At 62.8% G+C, this 20,784-nt stretch carries 15 protein-coding genes; 12 read left to right on the top strand and 3 right to left on the bottom strand.

Annotation, left to right across the window (positions count from 1 at the left end; translation table 11 throughout):
* Window positions 1–249 precede the first annotated feature (249 nt).
* From HU725_RS08930 to HU725_RS08950, 5 genes are all read left to right on the top strand, one after another.
* Window positions 250–2,223: a BCCT family transporter gene (locus HU725_RS08930; RefSeq protein WP_186476926.1), complete on the top strand. Its 1,974-nt coding sequence runs from the start codon at window positions 250–252 to the stop codon at window positions 2,221–2,223.
* A gap of 183 nt (window positions 2,224–2,406) precedes the next feature.
* Window positions 2,407–3,519 carry a mechanosensitive ion channel family protein gene (locus tag HU725_RS08935; protein ID WP_060479029.1) on the top strand — a complete coding sequence of 371 codons (1,113 nt, stop codon included), beginning with the start codon at window positions 2,407–2,409 and terminating at the stop codon, window positions 3,517–3,519.
* Between the two features lie 183 nt (window positions 3,520–3,702).
* Window positions 3,703–5,250: an AMP-binding protein gene (locus HU725_RS08940; protein ID WP_186476927.1), complete on the top strand. Its 1,548-nt coding sequence runs from the start codon at window positions 3,703–3,705 to the stop codon at window positions 5,248–5,250.
* A gap of 15 nt (window positions 5,251–5,265) precedes the next feature.
* Window positions 5,266–6,429: an acyl-CoA dehydrogenase family protein gene (locus tag HU725_RS08945; protein ID WP_186476928.1), complete on the top strand. Its 1,164-nt coding sequence runs from the start codon at window positions 5,266–5,268 to the stop codon at window positions 6,427–6,429.
* Window positions 6,430–6,495: 66 nt separating this feature from the next.
* On the top strand, window positions 6,496–7,806 hold the full coding sequence (locus HU725_RS08950) for an MFS transporter (RefSeq protein WP_186476929.1): 1,311 nt from the start codon (window positions 6,496–6,498) through the stop codon (window positions 7,804–7,806).
* Here HU725_RS08950 and HU725_RS08955 read toward each other — a convergent pair.
* Window positions 7,791–8,753, bottom strand: coding sequence for a LysR family transcriptional regulator (locus HU725_RS08955; RefSeq protein WP_186476930.1), 963 nt, complete (start codon window positions 8,751–8,753; stop codon window positions 7,791–7,793). The two genes, HU725_RS08950 and HU725_RS08955, sit on opposite strands and share 16 nt — an antisense overlap.
* A 151-nt stretch (window positions 8,754–8,904) precedes the next feature.
* On the opposite strand from HU725_RS08955, the gene HU725_RS08960 reads away from it, so the two are divergent.
* On the top strand, window positions 8,905–10,242 hold the full coding sequence (locus HU725_RS08960) for a DUF1329 domain-containing protein (RefSeq protein WP_186476931.1): 1,338 nt from the start codon (window positions 8,905–8,907) through the stop codon (window positions 10,240–10,242).
* 27 nt (window positions 10,243–10,269) lie between these two features.
* Here the strand turns inward: HU725_RS08960 and HU725_RS08965 are convergent, their stop codons facing one another.
* Both HU725_RS08965 and HU725_RS08970 read right to left on the bottom strand, forming a co-directional pair.
* Entirely contained in the window at window positions 10,270–12,228 is a 1,959-nt protein-coding gene (locus HU725_RS08965) for an alkyl/aryl-sulfatase (protein WP_186476932.1), read from the bottom strand.
* 103 nt (window positions 12,229–12,331) lie between these two features.
* Entirely contained in the window at window positions 12,332–13,231 is a 900-nt protein-coding gene (locus tag HU725_RS08970) for a LysR family transcriptional regulator (RefSeq protein ID WP_186476933.1), read from the bottom strand.
* A 99-nt stretch (window positions 13,232–13,330) separates the two neighbouring features.
* Here HU725_RS08970 and HU725_RS08975 point away from each other — a divergent pair, with 99 nt between their 5' ends.
* The 6 genes from HU725_RS08975 (at window position 13,331) to HU725_RS09000 (ending at window position 20,683) form a co-directional block, all read left to right on the top strand.
* Window positions 13,331–14,569: a 3-hydroxyacyl-CoA dehydrogenase gene (locus tag HU725_RS08975; protein WP_186476934.1), complete on the top strand. Its 1,239-nt coding sequence runs from the start codon at window positions 13,331–13,333 to the stop codon at window positions 14,567–14,569.
* Window positions 14,566–16,353, top strand: a complete 1,788-nt coding sequence (locus tag HU725_RS08980) for an acyl-CoA dehydrogenase C-terminal domain-containing protein (protein WP_186476935.1) — start codon at window positions 14,566–14,568, stop codon at window positions 16,351–16,353. The genes HU725_RS08975 and HU725_RS08980 overlap by 4 nt, the downstream gene beginning before the upstream one ends.
* A gap of 43 nt (window positions 16,354–16,396) precedes the next feature.
* The gene (locus HU725_RS08985) at window positions 16,397–17,560 is read left to right on the top strand and encodes an iron-containing alcohol dehydrogenase (protein ID WP_186476936.1); all 1,164 of its coding nucleotides are present in this window, start codon (window positions 16,397–16,399) and stop codon (window positions 17,558–17,560) included.
* A 2-nt stretch (window positions 17,561–17,562) separates the two neighbouring features.
* Window positions 17,563–17,997 (top strand): acyl-CoA thioesterase, encoded by a 435-nt coding sequence (locus HU725_RS08990; protein ID WP_186476937.1) that lies wholly within the window; start codon window positions 17,563–17,565, stop codon window positions 17,995–17,997.
* Between the two features lie 222 nt (window positions 17,998–18,219).
* Entirely contained in the window at window positions 18,220–20,070 is a 1,851-nt protein-coding gene (locus HU725_RS08995; protein WP_186476938.1) for a DUF1302 domain-containing protein, read from the top strand.
* Window positions 20,071–20,173: 103 nt separating this feature from the next.
* Entirely contained in the window at window positions 20,174–20,683 is a 510-nt protein-coding gene (locus HU725_RS09000) for a hypothetical protein (RefSeq protein WP_186476939.1), read from the top strand.
* Window positions 20,684–20,784 lie beyond the last annotated feature (101 nt).

Here is a 20,784-nt window from a genome sequence, read left to right on the forward strand (position 1 = left end):
ATGCTCACAAACAGGCCCACTGCGCGGCCGTCTTGGCTGGGCGTTAGCTCACAGCATGCAAGGATTGTCATAGAGCAGCTGCCGCTGGCATTCAAAGGCCAGTGTTTGAGAATTTATGCGGGTGGCGTTACGGTTTGAGGCATTTTCAAGCAATGACGGTTCAACGATCTGGCACTTCGTTGGTTGAACGCTGGTCCAAGTCATCTTTGGCACGCCGTGCACACCGTCACCAAAGGAGAGCCGCCGCAAATGACTGCAGCACCAAAACCCAGGACCACGCTTAATCCTCCGGTCTTCTATACCAGCGCTCTATTGATATTTTTGCTCGTCGTGTATGCCACTGCTTTTCAGGCGCATGCCCAAGACCTGTTCGAAAGCGTCCAGAGCTGGATCATCACTAATGCCAGTTGGTTTTACATCCTAACCGTTGCGCTGGTATTGATCAGTGTGGTGTTCCTGGCGGTCAGTCGCTACGGTGACATCAAACTAGGTCCTGATCACAGCGAGCCGGATTACGGTAAAAGCAGCTGGTTCGCCATGTTGTTTTCTGCGGGTATGGGTATCGGCCTGATGTTTTTCGGGGTCGCCGAACCGGTGATGCATTTCACCATGCCCCCGGTCGGGGAGCCCGGCACCGTCGCCGCGGCACGTGAAGCGATGAAGATCACGTTTTTCCACTGGGGCCTGCATGCCTGGGCGATCTACGCAATGGTGGCGTTGATCCTTGCTTACTTCAGTTTCCGTAATGGCTTGCCGCTAACGCTGCGTTCAGCGCTGTATCCTTTAATTGGGGAGCGTATCCACGGCTCTATTGGTCATGCGGTCGACATCTTCGCCATTCTCGGCACAGTGTTTGGCGTTGCCACTTCTCTGGGCTATGGCGTGCTGCAGATCAACAGCGGTTTGAATCATCTGTTCGGCTTACCCATCAACGCCACGGTGCAGGTAATCCTGATCGCGGTAACTTGCGGCCTGGCCACACTGTCGGTCGCCAGCGGGCTGGATAAAGGCATCCGCATTCTGTCCGAGCTCAACTTGAGCTTGGCGGTGATCTTGATGCTATTCGTATTGATACTGGGGCCAACCGTATTCTTGTTGCAGACCTATATCCAGAACACCGGCGCCTACCTGTCGGATATCGTCAACAAGACTTTCAACCTCTATGCCTATGAACCGACCGACTGGATTGGTGGGTGGACCCTGTTGTACTGGGGTTGGTGGTTGTCCTGGTCGCCGTTCGTAGGCTTGTTCATCGCGCGTATTTCCCGCGGGCGTACCATCCGCGAATTCGTTTGTGGGGTGCTGTTCGTTCCGGCGGGTTTCACCTTGCTGTGGATGACGGTCTTCGGTGACTCCGCCATTCGGATGATTCTCAACGATGGGATACAAGATTTGGCTACCGTCGTTGGTCAGGACAGCTCGCTGGCGCTATTTGCCTTTCTTGAGCACTTCCCGTTTGCCACGGTCATTTCCCTGGTCGCGGTGCTGATGGTGGTGGTGTTCTTCGTCACCTCTGCAGACTCGGGCGCTTTGGTGGTCGATATGCTGGCCTCGTCGGGGCAGAGCCATTCGCCCCTATGGCAACGGATTTTCTGGTCGCTGAGCATGGGCGCCGTGGCCATTGCACTGCTATTGGCCAACGGCCTTAAAGCCCTGCAGGCTGCTACCATCGCCTCGGCGCTGCCGTTCGCAGCCATCTTGCTGATAGCCATGTGGGGGTTGTTCAAAGCTCTGAGCTTGGATGCCACGCGCCGCGGGCTGCGCAACCAGGCGCTACCTGGGCCTGGGCATGCCCGTCATCCCCACGGTGGCTGGCAGCGCCGGCTGCGCAATATCGCCATGATGCCGCGCCGTGCGCACGTTACGCGCTTCATCGCCGATGTGGTCAAGCCTGCCTGCGAAGAGGTCGCACTGGAGCTGCGCAAGCAAGGCTACGAGGTGGCCGTGAATGAGCGTGAGGATGGCCGGGTCGCCCTTGAGCTTTCCCATGCCGGGGAAGGGCGCTTTCTCTACGAGGTTCGTCCGCGCGCCTTCAATACGCCCAGCTTCGTCATGCGCGATACCGACGACAGTACCGATGGCCGCAAGTACTTCCGCGCAGAAGTGCACCTGCGTGAAGGCGGGCAGGACTACGACATCATGGGCTGGAGCCGGGACGATGTGATCGGTGACATCCTCGATCAATACGAGCGCCACCTGCATTACCTGCACGTGGTGAGTTGAGGCTTTACGCCACTTCGCGGTGCAAGGTGCAGTGACCCTCACGCACCTTGCACGGGCACACCTGGCTCGGTTCGATCCGACCGGCCATCGCTGAGCGGACATCCAATCGACCTCACGGGAGCACAGGGCGTCAGAGAAGAGGCATGTCCGCTTCAACTCAAACACTCAGGAGGCTTGCCACTCATGTACGAGCGCATCACCGACTTGGTTACGGACCACAGCGTGTTCGGTATATCAGTGCTCAATTGGCTGTTGGCGCTATGCGTTGCGGCTGTCACTTTCACGGTAGCGCGGGCTGCCATAGGCTTCATGCGGCGCCGGGTGGAGTCTACCGGGATGCTCAGCCAGGTGCTGGCCAAAGTCTTGGCCGGCACCAGTAACCTGCTGTTGTTGTTGGCTTCGCTGCTGGTGGGGCTAAGCATGCTCGACCTGCCTGAACGCTGGCTGGACAGGGTCAGTAGCCTGTGGTTCGTAGTGGCCGCCCTGCAGATCGGCTTGTGGCTCAACCGTGCCATCGCCCTGGGGCTGGTTCACTACATCACACGCCACGGCGGGCAGGGGTTGTACCAAGGCAGCGCCTTGGCGACGTTGTCGGCCTGGGGTGCCCGGGTGCTGCTGTGGTCGATCGTGGTACTGGCGATGTTGTCCAACCTGGGCGTCAACATCACCGCCTTCATCGCAAGCTTGGGTGTCGGTGGCATCGCGGTAGCACTGGCGGTGCAGAACATACTAGGCGACCTGTTCGCTTCGCTGTCGATTGCCGTGGACAAACCATTCGAAGTGGGAGATTTCATCGTCATTGGCTCACTGGCCGGCACCGTTGAGCATGTGGGGCTCAAAACTACCCGTATCCGCAGCCTGGGTGGTGAGCAGATCGTCATGGCCAATGCGAGCATGATCAGCAGTACCATCCAGAACTACAAGCGGCTGCAGGAGCGGCGCATTGTCTTCGAGTTCGGACTGTCTTACGACACGCCCACTGAAGCGGTGAAAAAAGCCCCAGCCATCGTGGAGGAGGCTATCCGGGCGCAGGAACATGCACGCTTTGACAGAGCCCACCTGCGCGGGTTTGGCAAGGAGGCGCTGGAGTTCGAGTGCGTCTACATCGTGCAGGACCCTGGGTACAACATGTACATGGATATTCAGCAGGCGATCAATTTCCGCTTGCTCGAATGCTTTTCGCGCATAGGCGCCAGGTTCGCTGTACCCGTGCGCTCGATCAAAGTGACCGCGTTGCCCGAACTTAACGAAGCGTTTGAACCGCCGCGTAATAGCAAGGGCTACGGACGAGGCTGACCACCACAGCACTGGCGCGCCGACCTAAAGCAATGGGTGCCGTACCCACCGGCACCCGTTCGCCAAGTGCGCCAACCGGCGCCAGCTAATAATGCTATGGCCGGCATCGGAATCTAGTATTACATCTGCCCGCCCACGGCTGTTTAGCATCGTCGATGTCTTCCTGTCGACGAGAACAACAACGTGAACCTTGGAAAGATCATAACCCGCAGTGCCCGCTACTGGCCCGAGCACATCGCCGTGGCGGACAGCCAGATGCGCCTGAGCTACGCCCAACTGGAACGCCGCAGCAATCGACTGGCTAATGGGCTGGGAACGCTGGGGTTGGCCGCTGGCGAGCATGTAGCGATTCTTGCCGCCAACCGCGTGGAGCTGGTGGAGGCTGAAGTGGCGCTGTACAAGGCGGCGATGGTCAAGGTGCCAATCAATGCACGCCTGTCTTTGGATGAAGTGGTGCGGGTGCTGGAAGACTCCTGCAGTGTTGCCGTGATCACCGACGCTCGCTTCGCCCAGGCGTTGGCAGCGCGGCGTCAGCAGTTGCCACTGTTGCGCCAGGTGATCGTGCTGGACGGGGATGGCGGTGACCTGAGCTATGCCGCGTTGCTCGAGCGTGGCAGCGATACCGCACTGGCACATGACCCGGCCGACGATGCGCTGGCCGTTCTGCATTACACCTCAGGCAGCTCCGGTGTGCTCAAGGCCGCCATGCTGTCGTTCGGTAACCGCAAGGCACTGGTGCGCAAAAGCATTGCCAGCCCAACCCGGCGTTCCGGGCCGGGCGACGTCATGGCCCATGTCGGGCCCATTACCCATGCCAGTGGCATGCAGATCATGCCACTGCTGGCAGTCGGTGCCTGCAACCTGCTGCTCGATCGCTACGACGACCGCTTGCTGCTGGAGACCATCCAGCGCGAACGGGTGACGCGCCTGTTCCTGGTACCTGCGATGATCAACCGTCTGGTGAATTTCCCAGGCGTCGAGCGTTACGACCTGTCCAGCCTGAAGCTTGTGATGTATGGCGCGGCGCCGATGGCACCAGCCTTGGTGAAAAAGGCCATTGAGCTGTTCGGGCCGATTCTTGCGCAGGGCTACGGGGCCGGTGAAACCTGCTCGCTGGTGACGGTACTGACCGAGCAAGACCACCTGGTCGAGGACGGCGACTACCGGCGCCTGGCCTCCTGTGGGCGCTGCTATTTCGACACCGACCTGCGGGTGGTCAATGACGCGTTTGAAGATGTGGCGCCTGGCGAGGTTGGTGAGATCGTGGTCAAAGGGCCCGACATCATGCAGGGCTACTGGCGGGCTCCGGCGCTCACCGCCGAAGTCATGCGCGACGGTTACTACCTCACCGGTGACCTGGCGACGGTCGATGACCAGGGTTACGTGTTCATCGTCGATCGCAAGAAGGAAATGATCATTTCCGGTGGCTTCAACGTGTATCCCAGCGAGGTGGAGCAGGTGATCTACGGCTTCCCCGAAGTGTTCGAAGTGGCAGTGGTCGGTGTGCCTGATGCGCAATGGGGCGAGGCGGTGCGTGCGGTGGTGGTGCTCAAGCCCGGTGCGCAATTGCAGGCCGCTGAGCTCATCGAGCGTTGCGCAGGCGCCTTGGCTGGCTTCAAGAAGCCGCGCGGCGTGGACTTCGTGAACGAGCTGCCGAAAAACCCCAATGGCAAGGTGGTGCGCCGCCTGGTCCGGGACACCTACTGGCAACACAGCGAACGTCGTATCTGACCTGGGAGCATCACCATGTATCAACCAAGTGCAAAAGCTGCGCAGATCATTGAATCGATCGAAGGTTTCGTCCGCGATCAGGTGCGCCCACTGGAGCAGCAAGCGCAGCTGGACTGGGCGCGCCCGCATTCGCAGTCTGTGCTGCGGCAGGTGTGGAAGCGTTCCAGCGAGCAGGGCCTGTATACCATCATGCTGCCCGAAAGCATGGGCGGAGCCGGCCTGAACGTGGCCGACCTGTGTGCGGTGAAAGAGGCCACCGTGCTGACCGGCTCGATGCTCGCGCCGCACGTGCTGGGTGAGCTGTCGGGACCACCGCGGGTCGGCCACCTGTTCAAGGTGGCCAGCCCCTATCAGGTCGAGACTTTCCTCAAGCCGGTGTGCCGCGCCGAGAAAGCGGTGTGCTTTGCCTTGACCGAAGCTGAGGCCGGTTCGGATGCGAGCGCCATTGCCACCCAGGCACAGCGCGATGGCGATCACTACGTACTGAGCGGGAGCAAACGTTACATTTCTGGTGCCACCTTTGCCGATTTGGCAGTGCTGCTGGCGGTGACCGGCCCAGGGCAGGGTGCCCAGGGTATCTCGGCATTTTTCGTCGACCTCAAGGCCCCAGGTGTGCGCATCCAGAGCGATTACTCGGTGATGTCCGGTGGCGGCGCCCACGGCGACATCGTGCTTGACCAGGTGCGGGTGCCGGCGGCCAATCTGATTGGTGAACAAGGACAGGGGTTCAAACTGGCCATGGGTCGCATCACCCTGAACCGCCTGCTGCATTGCCCGACCCTGCTGGGGTTGGCCGGCCTGGCACTGAAGCTGTCGGTCGAGCATGCCCGCAGCCGCAAGCAGTTCGGTCAACCGATCTCGATGTTCCAGGCGGTCAACCACATGATCGCCGACATGGCCACCGAGCTGCATGCTGCACGCAGCATGGTGTACGCCACCGCCCAGTTGAATGACGCAGGGGGCGATATCCGCACCCAGGCGCCGATGTGCAAGCTGTTCGTGTCTGAGGCTGCGTTTCGCATCGCTGACAAGGCGGTGCAGGTACACGGTGGTGCCGGCTTGATGCAGGGGCATCCGGTGGAATGGATTTTTCGCGCCACCCGAATGATGCGCATCCTCACCGGCACCAGCGAGATCCAGCGCAATACCATCGCCAAAGGGGTGCTGATGCCCGCCTGAGCCACCGGCAGGCCGCAGTGGCGGCCTGTTGCCTGCATGCTGACAACAATAACAAGAGTATTCCCCATGACTGCGCATTCTTCATTGCCCAATCCCCGAACTGCCTGGCTGGTGGCCGCGCTGCTGGCGCTGCTGATGTTGATCAACTTTCTCGACAAGGTGGTGATCGGCCTGGTGGCGGTGCCGATGAGCCAAGAGCTGGGCCTGACGGCAACCGAGTTCGGCCTGATTGGTGGCGCCCTGCATTGGTTTTTCGCCCTCTCGGCGGTGATCGGGGGGTTCATGGCCAACCGGCGTCCCACGCGTACCCTGCTGCTGGGTATGGGTGTGTTCTGGGCGCTGATCCAGCTACCGATGCTGTTCGCCACGTCCCTCTGGGCGATCATCGCCTGCCGCGTGCTGCTGGGTATTGGCGAAGGGCCCGCCTCGCCGGTCGCCACCCATGCGTTGTACAAGTGGTTCCCCAACGACCGGCGCAATTTGCCGGTAGCGCTGCTGCATGCAGGCAGCGCCATGGGGCTATTGGTGGCAGGCGCCATGATCCCTTGGGTAAGCCAGCATTATGGCTGGCGCACCAACTTCATCATCCTGGCCGTGATCGGGCTGGTCTGGTGCCTGTTGTGGTGGCGGCTGGGGCAGGAAGGCACCCTCGAGCGCTTGCGTGCCAGCCAGTTGCAGGCTGACGAGCCGGCCATCGCTTACCGCAAGTTGTTGAGCGACCCCTGCGTGTTGGGTAACTACCTGTGCCACTTCGCCGCCAACTGGTCATTGGCCCTGACTCTGACCTGGGTGCCCAGCTACCTGCAGGTGGGGCTGGGTATCGACCCGCTGCAGACCGGGCGGATTTTCGTCATGTTCGTGATCGTGACCACGCCTTTGAGCCTGCTGCTCGCCTGGCTTTCACAGCGCCTGATGCGCCAGGGCCTACCGTCGCGGCTGGCCCGTGGGGTGTTCGTTTCGGCCTGTCTGATAGTGGCTGGGCTGCTGTCGGCGTCGTTGGTACTGCCGGGGCTGAGCACCGCTGTGCGGGTCAGTGCGTTGACCTTCAGTGGTGGGCTGGCGTTGGTCATGTACTCGGTCGGGCCAGCGATGCTTGCCGAATTCACCCCCGCAGGCCAGCGTGGGGGCATTCTCGCCATGGGCAACGGCATCGCCTCGCTGGCGGGGTTGGCGGCGCCGGTAGTGACCGGTGTGCTGGTGCAAGGCGCGGGTGCCGCACACCCGGCAGGGTATGCCCAAGGCTTCCTGGTGTGCGGCGTGGTACTGGTGATAGCGGGATTGGCCGGCCTGGTCAGCCTCAACCCGCAGCGCACCTTGCAGCGCTTGCACGGGGCGGATGTGCAAGGGCGGCAGGTGCGGGCTCAAACCGCCAGCTGAACGCCCAGTACCGACTCCAGCGGCTGGGCTTGCCTGCCGATCAGCTCACCGCGCCATTGACCACTGTTGACCAGGTCGATCAGCACGCTGCGCACCAGGTCTCGCAGGCAACCGGCCGCGAACGACAGGGGCTTGTGCTGCGAATGCGCCAGGGCAATGGTGCGGCTGATGCTGGGCTCGACGATACGCCGCGCTGCCGTGGGCTCGAGCAGTTGGCTCAGTGGCGGCCAGTTGCTGATGGTCGCTGCAAACCCTGCGCGTACCAGGCTGGCGATGCCGGGCGCCGATTGCTGTTCGTAGGCGGCGTTCAGGGGCACACCTGCCTCCATGGCGGCTTGCTCGATGCGCCGGCGCAGGTGCAGCCCACGGGGCGGCAGCACCAGGCGGGTGGCAATGGCTTCGGCCAGGGTAATGGTGTCGGGGGTGCCGGGGGTTGAGCTGCCGACCCAGTACAACGCTTCGGTAAAGATCGGCTCGGCCTCGACATGGTCGAGTTCCTCGGCATTGGGCACCACCCCAAAGTCCACACGGCCCAGTTCGATAGCCTGGCCGCCTTCGCGGCTCAAACCATCCCACACCGTCAGCGTCACCCCGGGGAAGCGCTGCTCGGCGCGCCTGAGGATTTCTGGCAGCAGCAATTCGGCGGCAGTTGCCGGAATCGAAATGGCGACATGGCCCTTGGGGTCGCCACGGCTGGACTTGAGCTCGTCTTTCACCGAGTCGAGTTTCTGCACCACCTGGCGGGCAACTTCGTAAAGCTGGCGCCCGGCATCGGTCAGGGCGATGCCATCGTGCTGGCGGTCGAGCAGCTGCATTTCCAGCTCGCTTTCCAGCAGGCTGATCTGCCGGCTCAGCGCCGGCTGGGCTATGTAGGCACGACGCGAAGCCGAGGAGAAGCTGCCGGCTTCGACGATGGCGATCAGGTAGCGGAGCTGTTTCAAGGTCATTGCAGCAGATTCCAAAGGTATGCCGAACTGATATGGCACGTATCCGAACACGTTATTTGTGGGGTTCCAAGCGCGGCTCCTAGTATCACCTCGAAAGGGCGGGCCAAGGCAAGCCCGGCCGGCACAACACAACAACAAGAGGCCAACTGCGATGAAACCTGCCGCTTTGCTGCGCTGTATTCTGCTCGTCAATGCCAGCCTGCTGGCCCTGCACGCCCAAGCCATGCCTACACCCCAGGGCCTGACCCCGGTGGGCGCCGAGCGTGGGCCCAGCTCTGATGGCCGCATTCCGGCCTGGGACGGTGGGCTGCGCAGCGGGCAGGTGTCGCTGGCTTTCAATGGCACACCGCTGGACCCCTACGCCGACGAGCAGCCGCTTTACATCATCGGTGCCGACAATTACCGCCAGTATCGCGATCAGCTCACGGCCGGGCAGGTGGCCTTGATCGAGCGTTACCCCAAATCGTTTCGCCTGCCGGTGTATCCGTCGCACCGCAGTGTTGCCGTTGCGCCCCAGGTGCAGGCTTGGGCCCAGCACAATGCAGCCAGTGCAAGGCTGGCCAATGACGGCAATGGCCTGACGGGGTTTGCTGGCGTACTGGCGTTTCCCTACCCAGGCAACGGACTGCAGGTGCTGTGGAACCACCTGACCCGACCACGCAACGCCAGCTACAGCCTGGTTTCGGACAGCATCACCCCACGTGGCGATGGGCGCTACGCCACCATGAGCTTTCAGCAGACGTTCGCCCGCCCCGATGTGCTGCGCGATGGCGATCCGAGCACTGTGCTGTATTACCTGAGCTACCGCATGACCGCTCCGTCGCGGCTGGCGGGTGATGCCGTGGTACTGCACGAAACCCTCGACCAAGTGGCGCAGCCGCGCCTGTCGTGGTTGTACAGCAGCAGCCAGCGGCGAGTGCGACGTGCCCCTGCCTTGGCGTACGACAGCATTACCCCAGGCACGGCCGGCCTGCGCACTGCCGACAGCCGCGATATGTTCAACGGCGCGCCAGACCTTTACCAGTGGACCCTGGTGGGCAAGAAGACACTGCACGTGCCCTACAACAGCTATCGCCTGGCTTCGCCGCTGCTGGGTTACGCTGCGTTGATCGGGCCGGGCCATGTACGGCCGCAGGCCACCCGTTACGAGCTGCACCGGGTGTGGGAAGTGGTGGGTACGCTCAAACCTGGAGCCAAGCATATTTACGCCAGCCGCCGCTATTATCTGGACGAGGACAGTTGGGCCATCGTCGAAGCCGATTTCTTCGACCAGCAGGGCCGGCTGTGGCGCACGGCCCAGGCTCATAGTTATTACCACGTCACTGGCCAGGCTTTGGTCAATGCCATGGAGGCGATCTACGATCTGCGCACTGGTCGCTATCAACTCTCGGGCCTGACCAATGAACAGCCCAAGCCGTATACCTTCGACCTCGTCACCAGCGCCTCGCACTTCTCGCCCGGCGCGCTGCGCAGCCAAGGGCTGCGCTGACGCCTCATAGCTGTGGTCAAGGGGGGGTCAGGGGGTGACGATGGCGAACCGGCCATCAGGCTCATCGAGCCCCCCCATGAAGCGTAGGAACTTGGCCCGTTCACCTGCGATGTCGATGCCCCCCACGGTGGCCTCTTTGAGGAAACCTGTCTGTTTCAGGGCAATCTGGTCGAGGGTGGCCTTGCTCATCGTCACCTCGACATCGGCCCGTGGGTGGCGGGCCAGGTCGCGATGGGTGAGCACACCATTGCGCAGGGTCAGGGCGTAGTCTTGGTCCAGGTCGCTGAAACGCCAGTTGATGGTCAGATCTTGCGCGGCGGCCTTGGCCGCATCCACACGTACACCCAGGTAATCGAAGAACAATGCAGGGGTCAGCGCGCGCACCAGGTCCTCGGCACTGCCGCCTTGGCTCGCGCCTGGCGCGACACCGTTGCGCAGTTCCTGCGCGCCGGTCAGGTAAGCATTGCGCCAGGTGGCATTCTCGCTCTGGTAGCCCAGCTGTTCCAGCGCATCGGCCTGCAATTGGCGGGCCTGCTGGTTGTCTGGCTGGGCGAACACCAGGTGCCGAGTAAGTTCGGCGACCCAGCGGTAATCGCCACTGGCGTAGGCATCACCGGCCAGTGCCAGCACTCGCTCGGCCCCTCCCAGCGCCTTGACGTAATGCGCACCGGCCTGGCTGGGTGGCAGTGGGTCCAGGGTGGCTGGGTTGCCATCGTAGAAGCCCATGTAGCGCTGGTATACAGCCCGCACGTTGTGGCTGAGCGAGCCGTAGTAATCGCGGCTATACCACTTGCTGGCCAGCCGTGGCGGCAGGCTGGTCAGCTCGGCGGCAATTTCGGTGGGGCCCAGGCCGCGGTTGATCAGCCGCAGTGTTTGGCTGTCGATGAAGGCGTACATATCCCGCTGATCGGCCAGGTACTCGCGGATCGCTGCACCGCCCCAAGTGGGCCAGTGGTGCTGGGCGAACACCACCTCGGCCTGCTCGCCGTAGCGCACCAGCGACTGGTCCAGGTAATGCGCCCATACCTTGGCATCACGCACCTGGGCCCCGCGCAGGGTCAGCACATTGTGCTGCACATGGGAGGCGTTTTCGGCCATGCACAGGGCCTTGAACTGTGGCAACCACAGGTTCATCTCGGCCGGCGCCTCGGTGCCAGGGGTCAGCTGAAACTCGATGTTCACCCCGTCGATCTGCAGGGTTTGCAACGGTTGGTCGATCAGCCGCGTGGGGGCGATCAGGCTGACCGTGGCGTTGGCCGGCACCCCTTTGCCCAGCCCCGCATCCACCTGGCCGCGAGGCCCGCGTGGCAGGGGGGCGCCATACATGTACTGGGCACGCCGCTTCATCGCGGGGCCGGCGAGAACGTTCTCGCTGATGGCATGCTCGAAAAACCCCTGAGGGGCGATGACTTGGACCTTGCCCGCTTTGACATCGGCCTCGTCGATCACCCCCCGCACGCCACCGAAATGATCGACGTGTGGATGGGTGTAGATCACTGCCACAACTGGCCTTTGCGGGCGATGGCGTAGGTACATCGCCAAGCCCGCCCTTGCGGTCTCGACCGATAGCAGCGGGTCGACCACGATCAGGCCGTGCTCGCCTTCGATCAGGGTCATGTTGGCAAGGTCCAGCCCACGGACCTGGTAGATACCGTCGGTGACCTTGAACAGGCCGGCAATGCTATTGAGCTGAGCGATACGCCATAAGCTTGGGTTGACGGTGGCCGGTGCCTGGCCATTGAGAAAGGCGTAGCGCTGCAGGTCCCACACGGGTTTGCCATCGGCGTTGACCACTGCCTGGTCAACGGCCTCGAGCAGGCCCCGGCGGGCGTTGTCGAAATCGCTGCGGTCGGCGAACGGCAGGCGCTGCAACCACTGCTGGTTGATCTGGCGAGTCAGCGCGGTGGCCTCTTTGGCGGGCCCCTCGGCCAGTGCAGTGAAGGGCAATGCCAGGGCCAGGAGGCAGGGCAATGATCGTAGGCGCATCGGGTGGTCCTTGTTGTTATGGGCTGGCGACCACTCTAAGGACAGAGGTCGCAGGCTAACCAATACCACTCTTGCATGGCGAGTCATGCCTGAATGCGATGGCTCAGCCGTGACCTACCTCCATGATCCTCGCCACCAGCCAGGCCAAGGCCGGATCGTGTTGGCGGTGGGCAAGGTACACCAGCTCCAGCTCGAACGGCTCCAGGGCCAGCGGCAGCTCTAGCACCTGCAGCGGTAGCAGCTCTGCGAAATGCAGTGCCAGCGCCGTGGGTAACACGACGCACAGGTCCGAGGTGGCCGCCAGGTGCGCAGCCTGCAGGTAGTTGGGTGTGGTGTAGACGATGCGCCGGGCCAAGCCCTGTTCGGCCAGCCACTGGTCGACCATGCCACGGGTCTGGCCGCCGTGTACCCACAGGTGGCGCAACCCCAGAAAGGTCTGCAGGTCGAGCGTGCCGTGCACGTCAGGGTGTTCCCTGCGCACTGCAACACGTAGGGTTTCGCGGCGCCACGTTCGTCGTTCATAACGTGCAGGGACCTCATCGAAGCGCCCCAACACCAGATCGAGTTCGCCACGGTCCAAGGCCTCGGCCGGCAGGTGTGGAGCCAGGTGCTGAACGTCGATGCGCAAATGCGGCGCCTGGGTCTGCAAGGTGTGCAATAACTTGGGCATGCACAACTGTTCTGCGAAGTCGGTCAGGGCAATGCGTAGTTGCCGGTGGCTGAGCTGTGGGTCGAAGGCGTTGCCGGTGCCCAGGGTTTGCTCGATCTGTTGCAGGGCGGCGCGAATCGGCCCTTCCAGGGCCAAGGCGCGCGGAGTGGGGCGCATTCGCCGGCCCACCCGCACCAACAGCGGGTCGCCCAGCAGGTCGCGCAGGCGCGCCAGGGCGTTGCTCACGGTGGGCTGGGTCAAAGCCAGGCGTTCTGCGGCTCGCGACACATTCTGCTCGCGCAGCAGCATATCCAGCACACGCAAAAGGTTGAGGTCGAAGTTGGCAATATTCATGTGGTAAATACATGCAATGGAAAATGAAAATTTCAAAAATAGTAGGGGGCTGACTAGGGTGGTGGCAATGCGCTAACAGAACAATCAGGAGCGTCACCCGTGAGTAATACCTACAACATTCGGCAGGCGGCGGTGATCGGCGCCGGCACCATGGGCCGCGGTATCGTCATCAGCCTGGCCCGCGCAGGGGTCGCGGTGACATGGCTGGACAACGACCCGCAAGCCATCACTGCAGGCATCGCGATGCTGGCCCAGACCTGGGCGCAGCAGGTAGCCAAGGGGCGCCTGCAAGCCTGCGAAGCCGACGCCTGCCTTGAGCGGGTACGCGCCGCCAGCACCTATGCCGAGCTTGCCGATGCCGACTTGGTGATCGAAGCGGTCTTCGAGAACCTGGCACTCAAGCAAGACATCTTCCGCACCCTGGACAGCACCCTCAAGGCCCAGGCCATCCTGGCCAGCAATACTTCGGCGCTGGACATCGATGCCATTGCCGCGGTGACCGGCCGCCCCGAGCAGGTGCTGGGCCTGCATTTCTTCAGCCCAGCGCATGTGATGAAGCTGCTGGAAGTGGTACGCGGGGCGCGTACCTCACCCGAGGTGCTGGACGCAGCTCACGCCCTTGGCCTGCGGATGGGCAAGCAAGTGGTGGTGGCCGGCAACTGCCCCGGCTTCATCGGTAACCGCATGCTTGCCACCTATGTGGCCGAAGCGCGCAAGCTGCTGCTTGAAGGCGCCACGCCAAGGCAGGTGGACGAGGCGCTGCAGGCGTTTGGCATGGCCATGGGCCCGTTTCGCATGTATGACGTGGTCGGTATCGACTTGGAGTGGCGAGCGCGCCAGCTCGCCGGCAGTGGCATGGATGCACCGCTGGCGCAGGTCGACAACGCACTCTGTGGGCTGGGGCGTTTCGGTCAGAAGACCGGGCAGGGCTACTACCGGTATGCACCGGGCAGCCGTGAGGCACTGCACGACCCCGAGGTCGATGCCCTGGTGCTAAAAGTCGCCCAGGACTTGGGAGTGCGACGGCGCGAGATCGACGACGAAGAAATCCGCGAGCGTTGTCTGTTAGCACTGGTCAACGAAGGCGCGAAGATTCTCGAAGAAGCAGTGGCCGGTTGCAGTGCCGACATCGACCGCGTTTACCTCTACGGCTACGGCTTTGCGCCAGAAGTTGGTGGGCCAATGCGCTGGGCTGACCAGCAAGGGTTGGGGCTGATCTTGGCGCGGCTGGAGCGCCTGCAAGGCCTGTTCGGTGAGCACTGGCGTCCGGCCTCACTGTTGATGCGCCTGGCAGTGGCGGGCCGACAGTTAGCTGACGTGCGCGAGGGCCGGGTATGAATTACAACGCCCCCCTGCGTGAGATGTGCTTCGTGCTGCACGAGCTGTTCGACGTAACGGCCCATTGTGATCGCATCGGTAACGAGCTGGACCGCGAAACCATCGATGGCATCCTTGAGCAGGGCGCGCGCTTCGCGGGCCAGGTGGTGGCGCCGCTCAACCGCCAGGGCGACGAGCAAGGCTGCCGCCTGGAGCAGGGCAGTGTGCGCACCCCCGATGGCTTTCGCCAGGCCTACCAGCAGTACGTGGAAAACGGCTGGGCGGCGATGACCGGCCCGCTTGAGTATGGCGGTCAGGGCCTGCCGCAGATGGTCGCGGCTTGTTTTCACGAAATGCTGATGGGCGCATCGCTGTCGTTTCGTATCTACAGCGGCTTGACTGAAGGCGCCGTGCTGGCCCTGTATCGCCATGGCAGTGCGGCGCTCAAGCGTGACTACCTGGGCAAGCTGGTCAGCGGCCAATGGGCCGGCACCATGTGTCTGACCGAGCCGCAAGCCGGCACCGACCTGGCGCTGCTGCGTACCCGCGCCGAGCCCCAGGGCGATGGCAGCTACCTGATCAGCGGCAGCAAGATCTTCATTAGCGGGGGTGAGCAGGACCTGACCGAGAACATCGTGCACTTGGTACTGGCGCGCCTGCCTGATGCGCCGACGGGTGTACGTGGCATCAGCCTGTTTCTGGTGCCCAAGTTCATCTGCACCGCTGAGGGTGAGCCAGGGCTGCGCAATGCCGTGACCTGCGGTGCGCTGGAGCACAAGATGGGTATCAAGGGGGCGGCCACTTGCGTGATGAACTTCGACGCCGCCCAAGGCTGGCTGGTGGGCGAGGCCAACCAGGGGCTGGCCTGCATGTTCACCATGATGAACGATGCGCGCTTTCAGGTCGGGCTGCAGGGCTTGGGTATCGCCGAGGCGGCCTTCCAGGGCGGGCTCGCCTATGCCCGCGAGCGCCTGCAATCACGCAGCCTGGCAGGGCCGGTGGCGCCTGAGCGCAGCGCCGACCCGATCATCTGCCACCCCGACGTTCGGCGCATGCTGCTGACCCAGAAAACCCTCACCGAGGGGTGCCGCATGCTTGCCGCGTTGACTGCCCAGGCACTGGACCTTGAGCACGGCGCCGCCTTGCCGGAGGAACGGTTGGCTGCAGGGCGACGAGCGGCGCTGTTGATCCCGATCGTCAAGGCATTGCTCACCGATGTCGGGCAGGAGGTCGCAAGCTTGGGTGTGCAGTTGTACGGCGGGCACGGCTACATTCGTGAATGGGGCATGGAGCAACTGATGCGCGACAGCCGCATCACCCAGTTGTACGAGGGCACCAATGGCATCCAGGCGCTGGACCTGATCCGGCGCAAGGTGCTGGGCGATGGCGGCGAGCAGCTGCATCTGCTGATCGAGCAATTGCTTGCCCAGGTAGGTGAGTGCCGCAGTGAGCCGCTCACCGGCATGGCCGAGGCAGTCAGCCAGCGCCTGCTGGAGTGGCGCAACTTGAGTGCCGAAGTCCTCGATGCCTGCCGCTGCGACCCGCAGGAAATCGGCGCGGTGTCGGTGGATTTTCTGGCTTACTCAGGCTACGTGCTGTTGGCTGCCTTGTGGCTGCGCGCTGCCGAGCGGGCCTGCGCGGCGCTGGCAGCCGGCAGCCCGGACTGCGCCTTCTACCAGGCCAAGGTGCGGGCCGCCACGTTCTACTGGCGGCGGATATTGCCGCGCGCCAACGCCCATTGCGAAGCGCTGCGCGGCGGCGCGCAGTGCCTGATGAGCCTGGATGAGGCGCACTTTGCCTTTTGAAGCAGCCTGGCTGTTCACCCATAACAACAAGAGGACCAGGATTATGCAGCCGTTCAGTTTTGCCACCACCGCCCAGCTGTTATGCGAACCGGGTGCTGCCCGGCGCCTGGCGCAACTTTGCCGGCAACGCGGCGTGCGTCGCGTGCTGATCGTGACCGACCCGGGCATCGTCAACTTGGGCATGCTCGACGACATCCTCCCGGGGTTCACCGAGCTGCAGCTCAGCGCGGCGATCTTCAGCGAGGTCAACGCCGACCCAAGCCACGCCTGCGTGCTGGCGGCGGTCAGCCGAGCGCGGCATATCGGTGCCGAACTGATCGTAGGCTTTGGCGGTGGCAGCTCCATGGACGTGGCCAAGCTGGTGGCGCTGCTGGCCCATCCTGACTGCGAGCAGACCCTGGAGGCGGTGTACGGTATCGATCAGGCCAAAGGGCAACGCTTGGGGCTGATTCAAGTGCCGACCACCGCCGGGACCGGCTCGGAAGTGACCCCAGTAGCGGTAGTCACCACCGGCGAGGCCGCTAAAATCGCGGTCATATCGCCGCTGCTGCTGCCCGATCTGGCGCTGCTCGATGCTGAACGCACCCTGGGCTTACCAGCTGCGATCACTGCAGCTACGGGTATCGATGCCATTGTGCATGCCATCGAGGCCACTACTAGCCAGTTCAGGCGTAATCCGCTGTCCAGCCTGCTGGCCAGAGAGGCCCTGGCGTTGTTGGCCGGCAACCTCGATCAGGCCGTGCACAACGGCGGCAACCTGGCCGCGCGCCAGGCCATGCTGCTGGGCGCCTGCCTGGCCGGGCAAGCCTTCGCCAATGCGCCGGTGGCGGCCGTGCATGCACTGGCCTATCCCTTGGGCGCGCGTTACCACGTGCCCCATGGGTTGGCCAACGCCCTGGTACTACCCCACGTGATGCGCTTCAACCAAGGCCATGCGTTCGCCGATTATGCCGCGCTGGCCCCAGCCTTGCTGGGCGAACGGCTGGTGCCAGGCGATGCCCACGAACTGTGCAGCCAGTTCATCGACGAGCTGGCGCAGCTGGCGCCGCGTTGCGGCCTGCCTACGCGCTTGCGGGACGTGGGGGTGCCTCGGCACAGCCTTGAGCTGCTGGCCGAGGATGCTTTGCAGCAGCAACGCTTGCTGGTCAACAACCCGCGCAAAGTCAGCCATGGCGACGCCTTGGCGATCTACCAGGCGGCGTTCTGAGCATGGCCAGGGAGCGCCCGCTGCGCGGTGCCTACCGATATTTTCAGCCGATCACCACACGCTGGCACGATAACGACCTCTACGGGCATGTGAACAACGTCGTGTACTACGGGTTTTTCGACACTGCGGTAAACACTTGGCTGATCGAGCATGCTGGCCTGGATATTCACCACGACCCTGTGGTGGCCTATGTCGCAGGGTCGGCCTGCGACTACTTCGCGGCTGTTGCCTTCCCGCAAGTTATCGAGGTGGGGATCAGCGTGCAGCGTTTGGGCCACAGTTCGGTGCAGTACGCCCTGGCCGTATTTGCCGCAGGGCAAGACCATGCCAGCGCCGCGGGTTGCTTCACCCACGTTTTCGTCGACCGGCGCGACAACCGCCCGGTGGCCATACCGGCCAAGCTCCGCCGCGCCTTCGAGCGGTTGCTGCCGGGCTAGCCCAGCAAGCGTCGTTTCATGCAGGCAGTGGTCGTCTTGCCCACGGTTTCGATGGCCAAAGTAGCCATAACAAACTGGCATGGCATTGATCCGAAGACGCTATTTGTGAGGGTTATCGGCCCTGCCTGATACTCCACTTCACCGACACCGCCGGCCTGGGCGGCCGGCGCGTCCGCGCTGAACCCATCATTTTCCTCGCTAATAAAACAACAAGAGGTCAGAGTGAGCGCAACTATCCTTTTCTGCCGGCGCTGCGCGCCGCTGGCGGCTTATTGCTGCCTGCTTGCCACCCCCGTTACGGCCGTGGAATTCGATATCGGCCCGCTGCAAGGGCGGTTCGATTCGGCGCTTTCGTTCGGTACGGCCGTGAGCACTGCCAACCCCGACAAAAAGCAGTTGGCCTATGTCAACGGCAATGACGGGCGACGCAACTACCGGGCAGGCGAGGTATTTTCTACCGTCTTCAAAGGTATTCACGACCTCGAACTGCGCCGCGACAACATCGGTGTGTTTCTGCGTGGGACCTACTGGTATGACAGCGCCCAGCGCGACCACAGCCAGCGTGCTGTAGACATCGACGACCATAACCGTCTGGTATCGGCGAAAACCGCTGGGGCCGAACTGCTCGATGCTTTCGCCTACGCGCTTTACGACATCCAAGGCGAGCCTGGGTCGCTGCGGGCGGGCAAACAGGTGGTCAACTGGGGCGAGAGTTTGTTCATCCAAGGCGGCTTGAACGTCATCAACCCGTTCAACCAGGCCGCGATACGCCGCCCTGGCACGCAGGTCAAGGATGCCCTGGCACCGGTCAACCTGCTGTATGTGTCGCAGAACCTCAACCAGGCAGTGTCCTTGGACGCCTTTTACCAGTTGGACTGGGAACAGACGCGGCTGGACAACTGCGCCACGTTTTTTTCCGGCAACGACTTCATGCCACAGGGCTGCACGGGCCTGGATGTGGGTGGGGCGAATGTGACCACCCCAGCGGTGGCCCGGGCTCTCACACCCTTTGGCGTTACGCTCTCGCAGGAGGGCGTGCGGGTGCCACGGGGCAGCGACGAGGATGCGCGCAATGGCGGCCAGTGGGGGTTCTCCCTGCATGCCTACGTCGAGCGCCTGGACACCGAGTTCGGCCTGTTCTGGGCCAACTACCACAGCCGCTCGCCCTACCTGGGGACGGTAAGCAGCCGCTACTACGCCAACACCGGTTTCGCCAGCCAATTGTGCGGCAATGTGGGGGTGCCGCTGGCAAACTGCGGTGCATTTCTGGCTTCGAGCAACGGCCAGACCCTGGCCGGGGCATTGCGCATGGGCACCTCGCAATACCGCGCCCAATACCCCGAAGACATCCGTCTGTACGGGCTAAGCTTCGCCACCACCCTGCGTAACGGTACTGCGCTGCAAGGTGAACTGAGCTACCGCCCCAACATGCCGGTGCAGCTCAACGGCAACGATATATTGCAGTCGCTGCTCAATGCTCAGCGCAGCCCACTGAACGGCCAAGGCTTGCGACCGGCAACCGACAGTACTCCATTCGATGGCTATCGGCGCAAGGAAGTGACCCAGGCGCAGGTCTCGGCCATACAGGCGCTGGGCCCGATCCTCGGGGCCAGCCAACTGCTGCTGATGGGCGAGGTGGGCGCCACTTATGTCGGTGGATTGGAAGGGCGTTACGGGCCGCGATATGGCCGCAGTGGTGCCTACGGCAACGGCGAGCTGCCTGACAACAGCCTGTGCCAGGCCATATCCCGTAGCCCCGAAGACTGCAATGGCCAAGGCTTCGTCACGCCCTTTTCCTGGGGTTATCGTCTGCGCGCCACCTTGAGCTATACCGGCCTGATGCCGGGCGTGGATATCCGCCCTAACCTTGCCTGGTCCCATGACGTCAGGGGTTATTCACCGGTAGACGGCTCAGCCTTCAACGAAGGCTCACGCTCGGTCAGCCTGGGGGTGGATGTGACGTTCGCCAGCCAGTATTGGGCAAGCCTGGCCTACACCGACTACCTGGACGGCGATTACGGCACCCGCGGGGACCGTGACTACATAGCGTTCAGCGTGGGCGCCAACTTCTGATCGGCCGGAACCTGCCAATGGTAAGCTGCATGAATCCGCAAAGTCTGTTTACCTGGCAGCTTCACCCACCGCTTGTGCGGCATGGTAGAGGCAAAGGATTGAAATGAGAGCGCGCATCCGCCTAACCCTCACACTGCTGGCCACACTGGCGCTTGCCGCCTGCTCCAGCACCGGCACTGTCGAACCGCTCAGCCAGGCGTTCGTCACCAGTGGCCGCTATCAGACCAGTGATTTGTACGGCCTCTGGTACTTCAACGCCGCACAGGGTACCTCACAGGTGCTGGCGCTGTTGCTGCTGAGGGCGGACGGTTCGGCAACCGACTTTCTGATCGTCAGTGACGAGCATGGCATGCAAAAAATCGTACAGCAGTCGACATGGTCGTATGACGCCGGGCGCAATGTCTTTGAGCAAAGGATCAGCGAAGTGTCCGTGCACAATGGCCCGGCAGCTGCCTCTGTTACTCACCCTCGTGAAGTGGTGCGCGCATCCGTCGAATGGGTGAAGCTCGACGACAAAGTGATGGGCATCAGACTCTCACGCCAAGACGGTGAGGTCACCAGTTACCTCAAGGGCAGCGCGGCGATGCTTGAGAAGTTGAAGCTGATCAAGTAACCGCAACTGCCTAGTATTTTTGTCAGTTGTGCGTTTTTCCTCGGCAGCATTTGATTAGCCAACGACGAGGGCTGACACCTGTAGTGGTGTTAGGCATCAGC

The sequence above is a fragment of the Pseudomonas promysalinigenes genome (genome assembly GCF_014269025.2).
Classification (GTDB): Bacteria; Pseudomonadota; Gammaproteobacteria; order Pseudomonadales; family Pseudomonadaceae; genus Aquipseudomonas; species Aquipseudomonas promysalinigenes.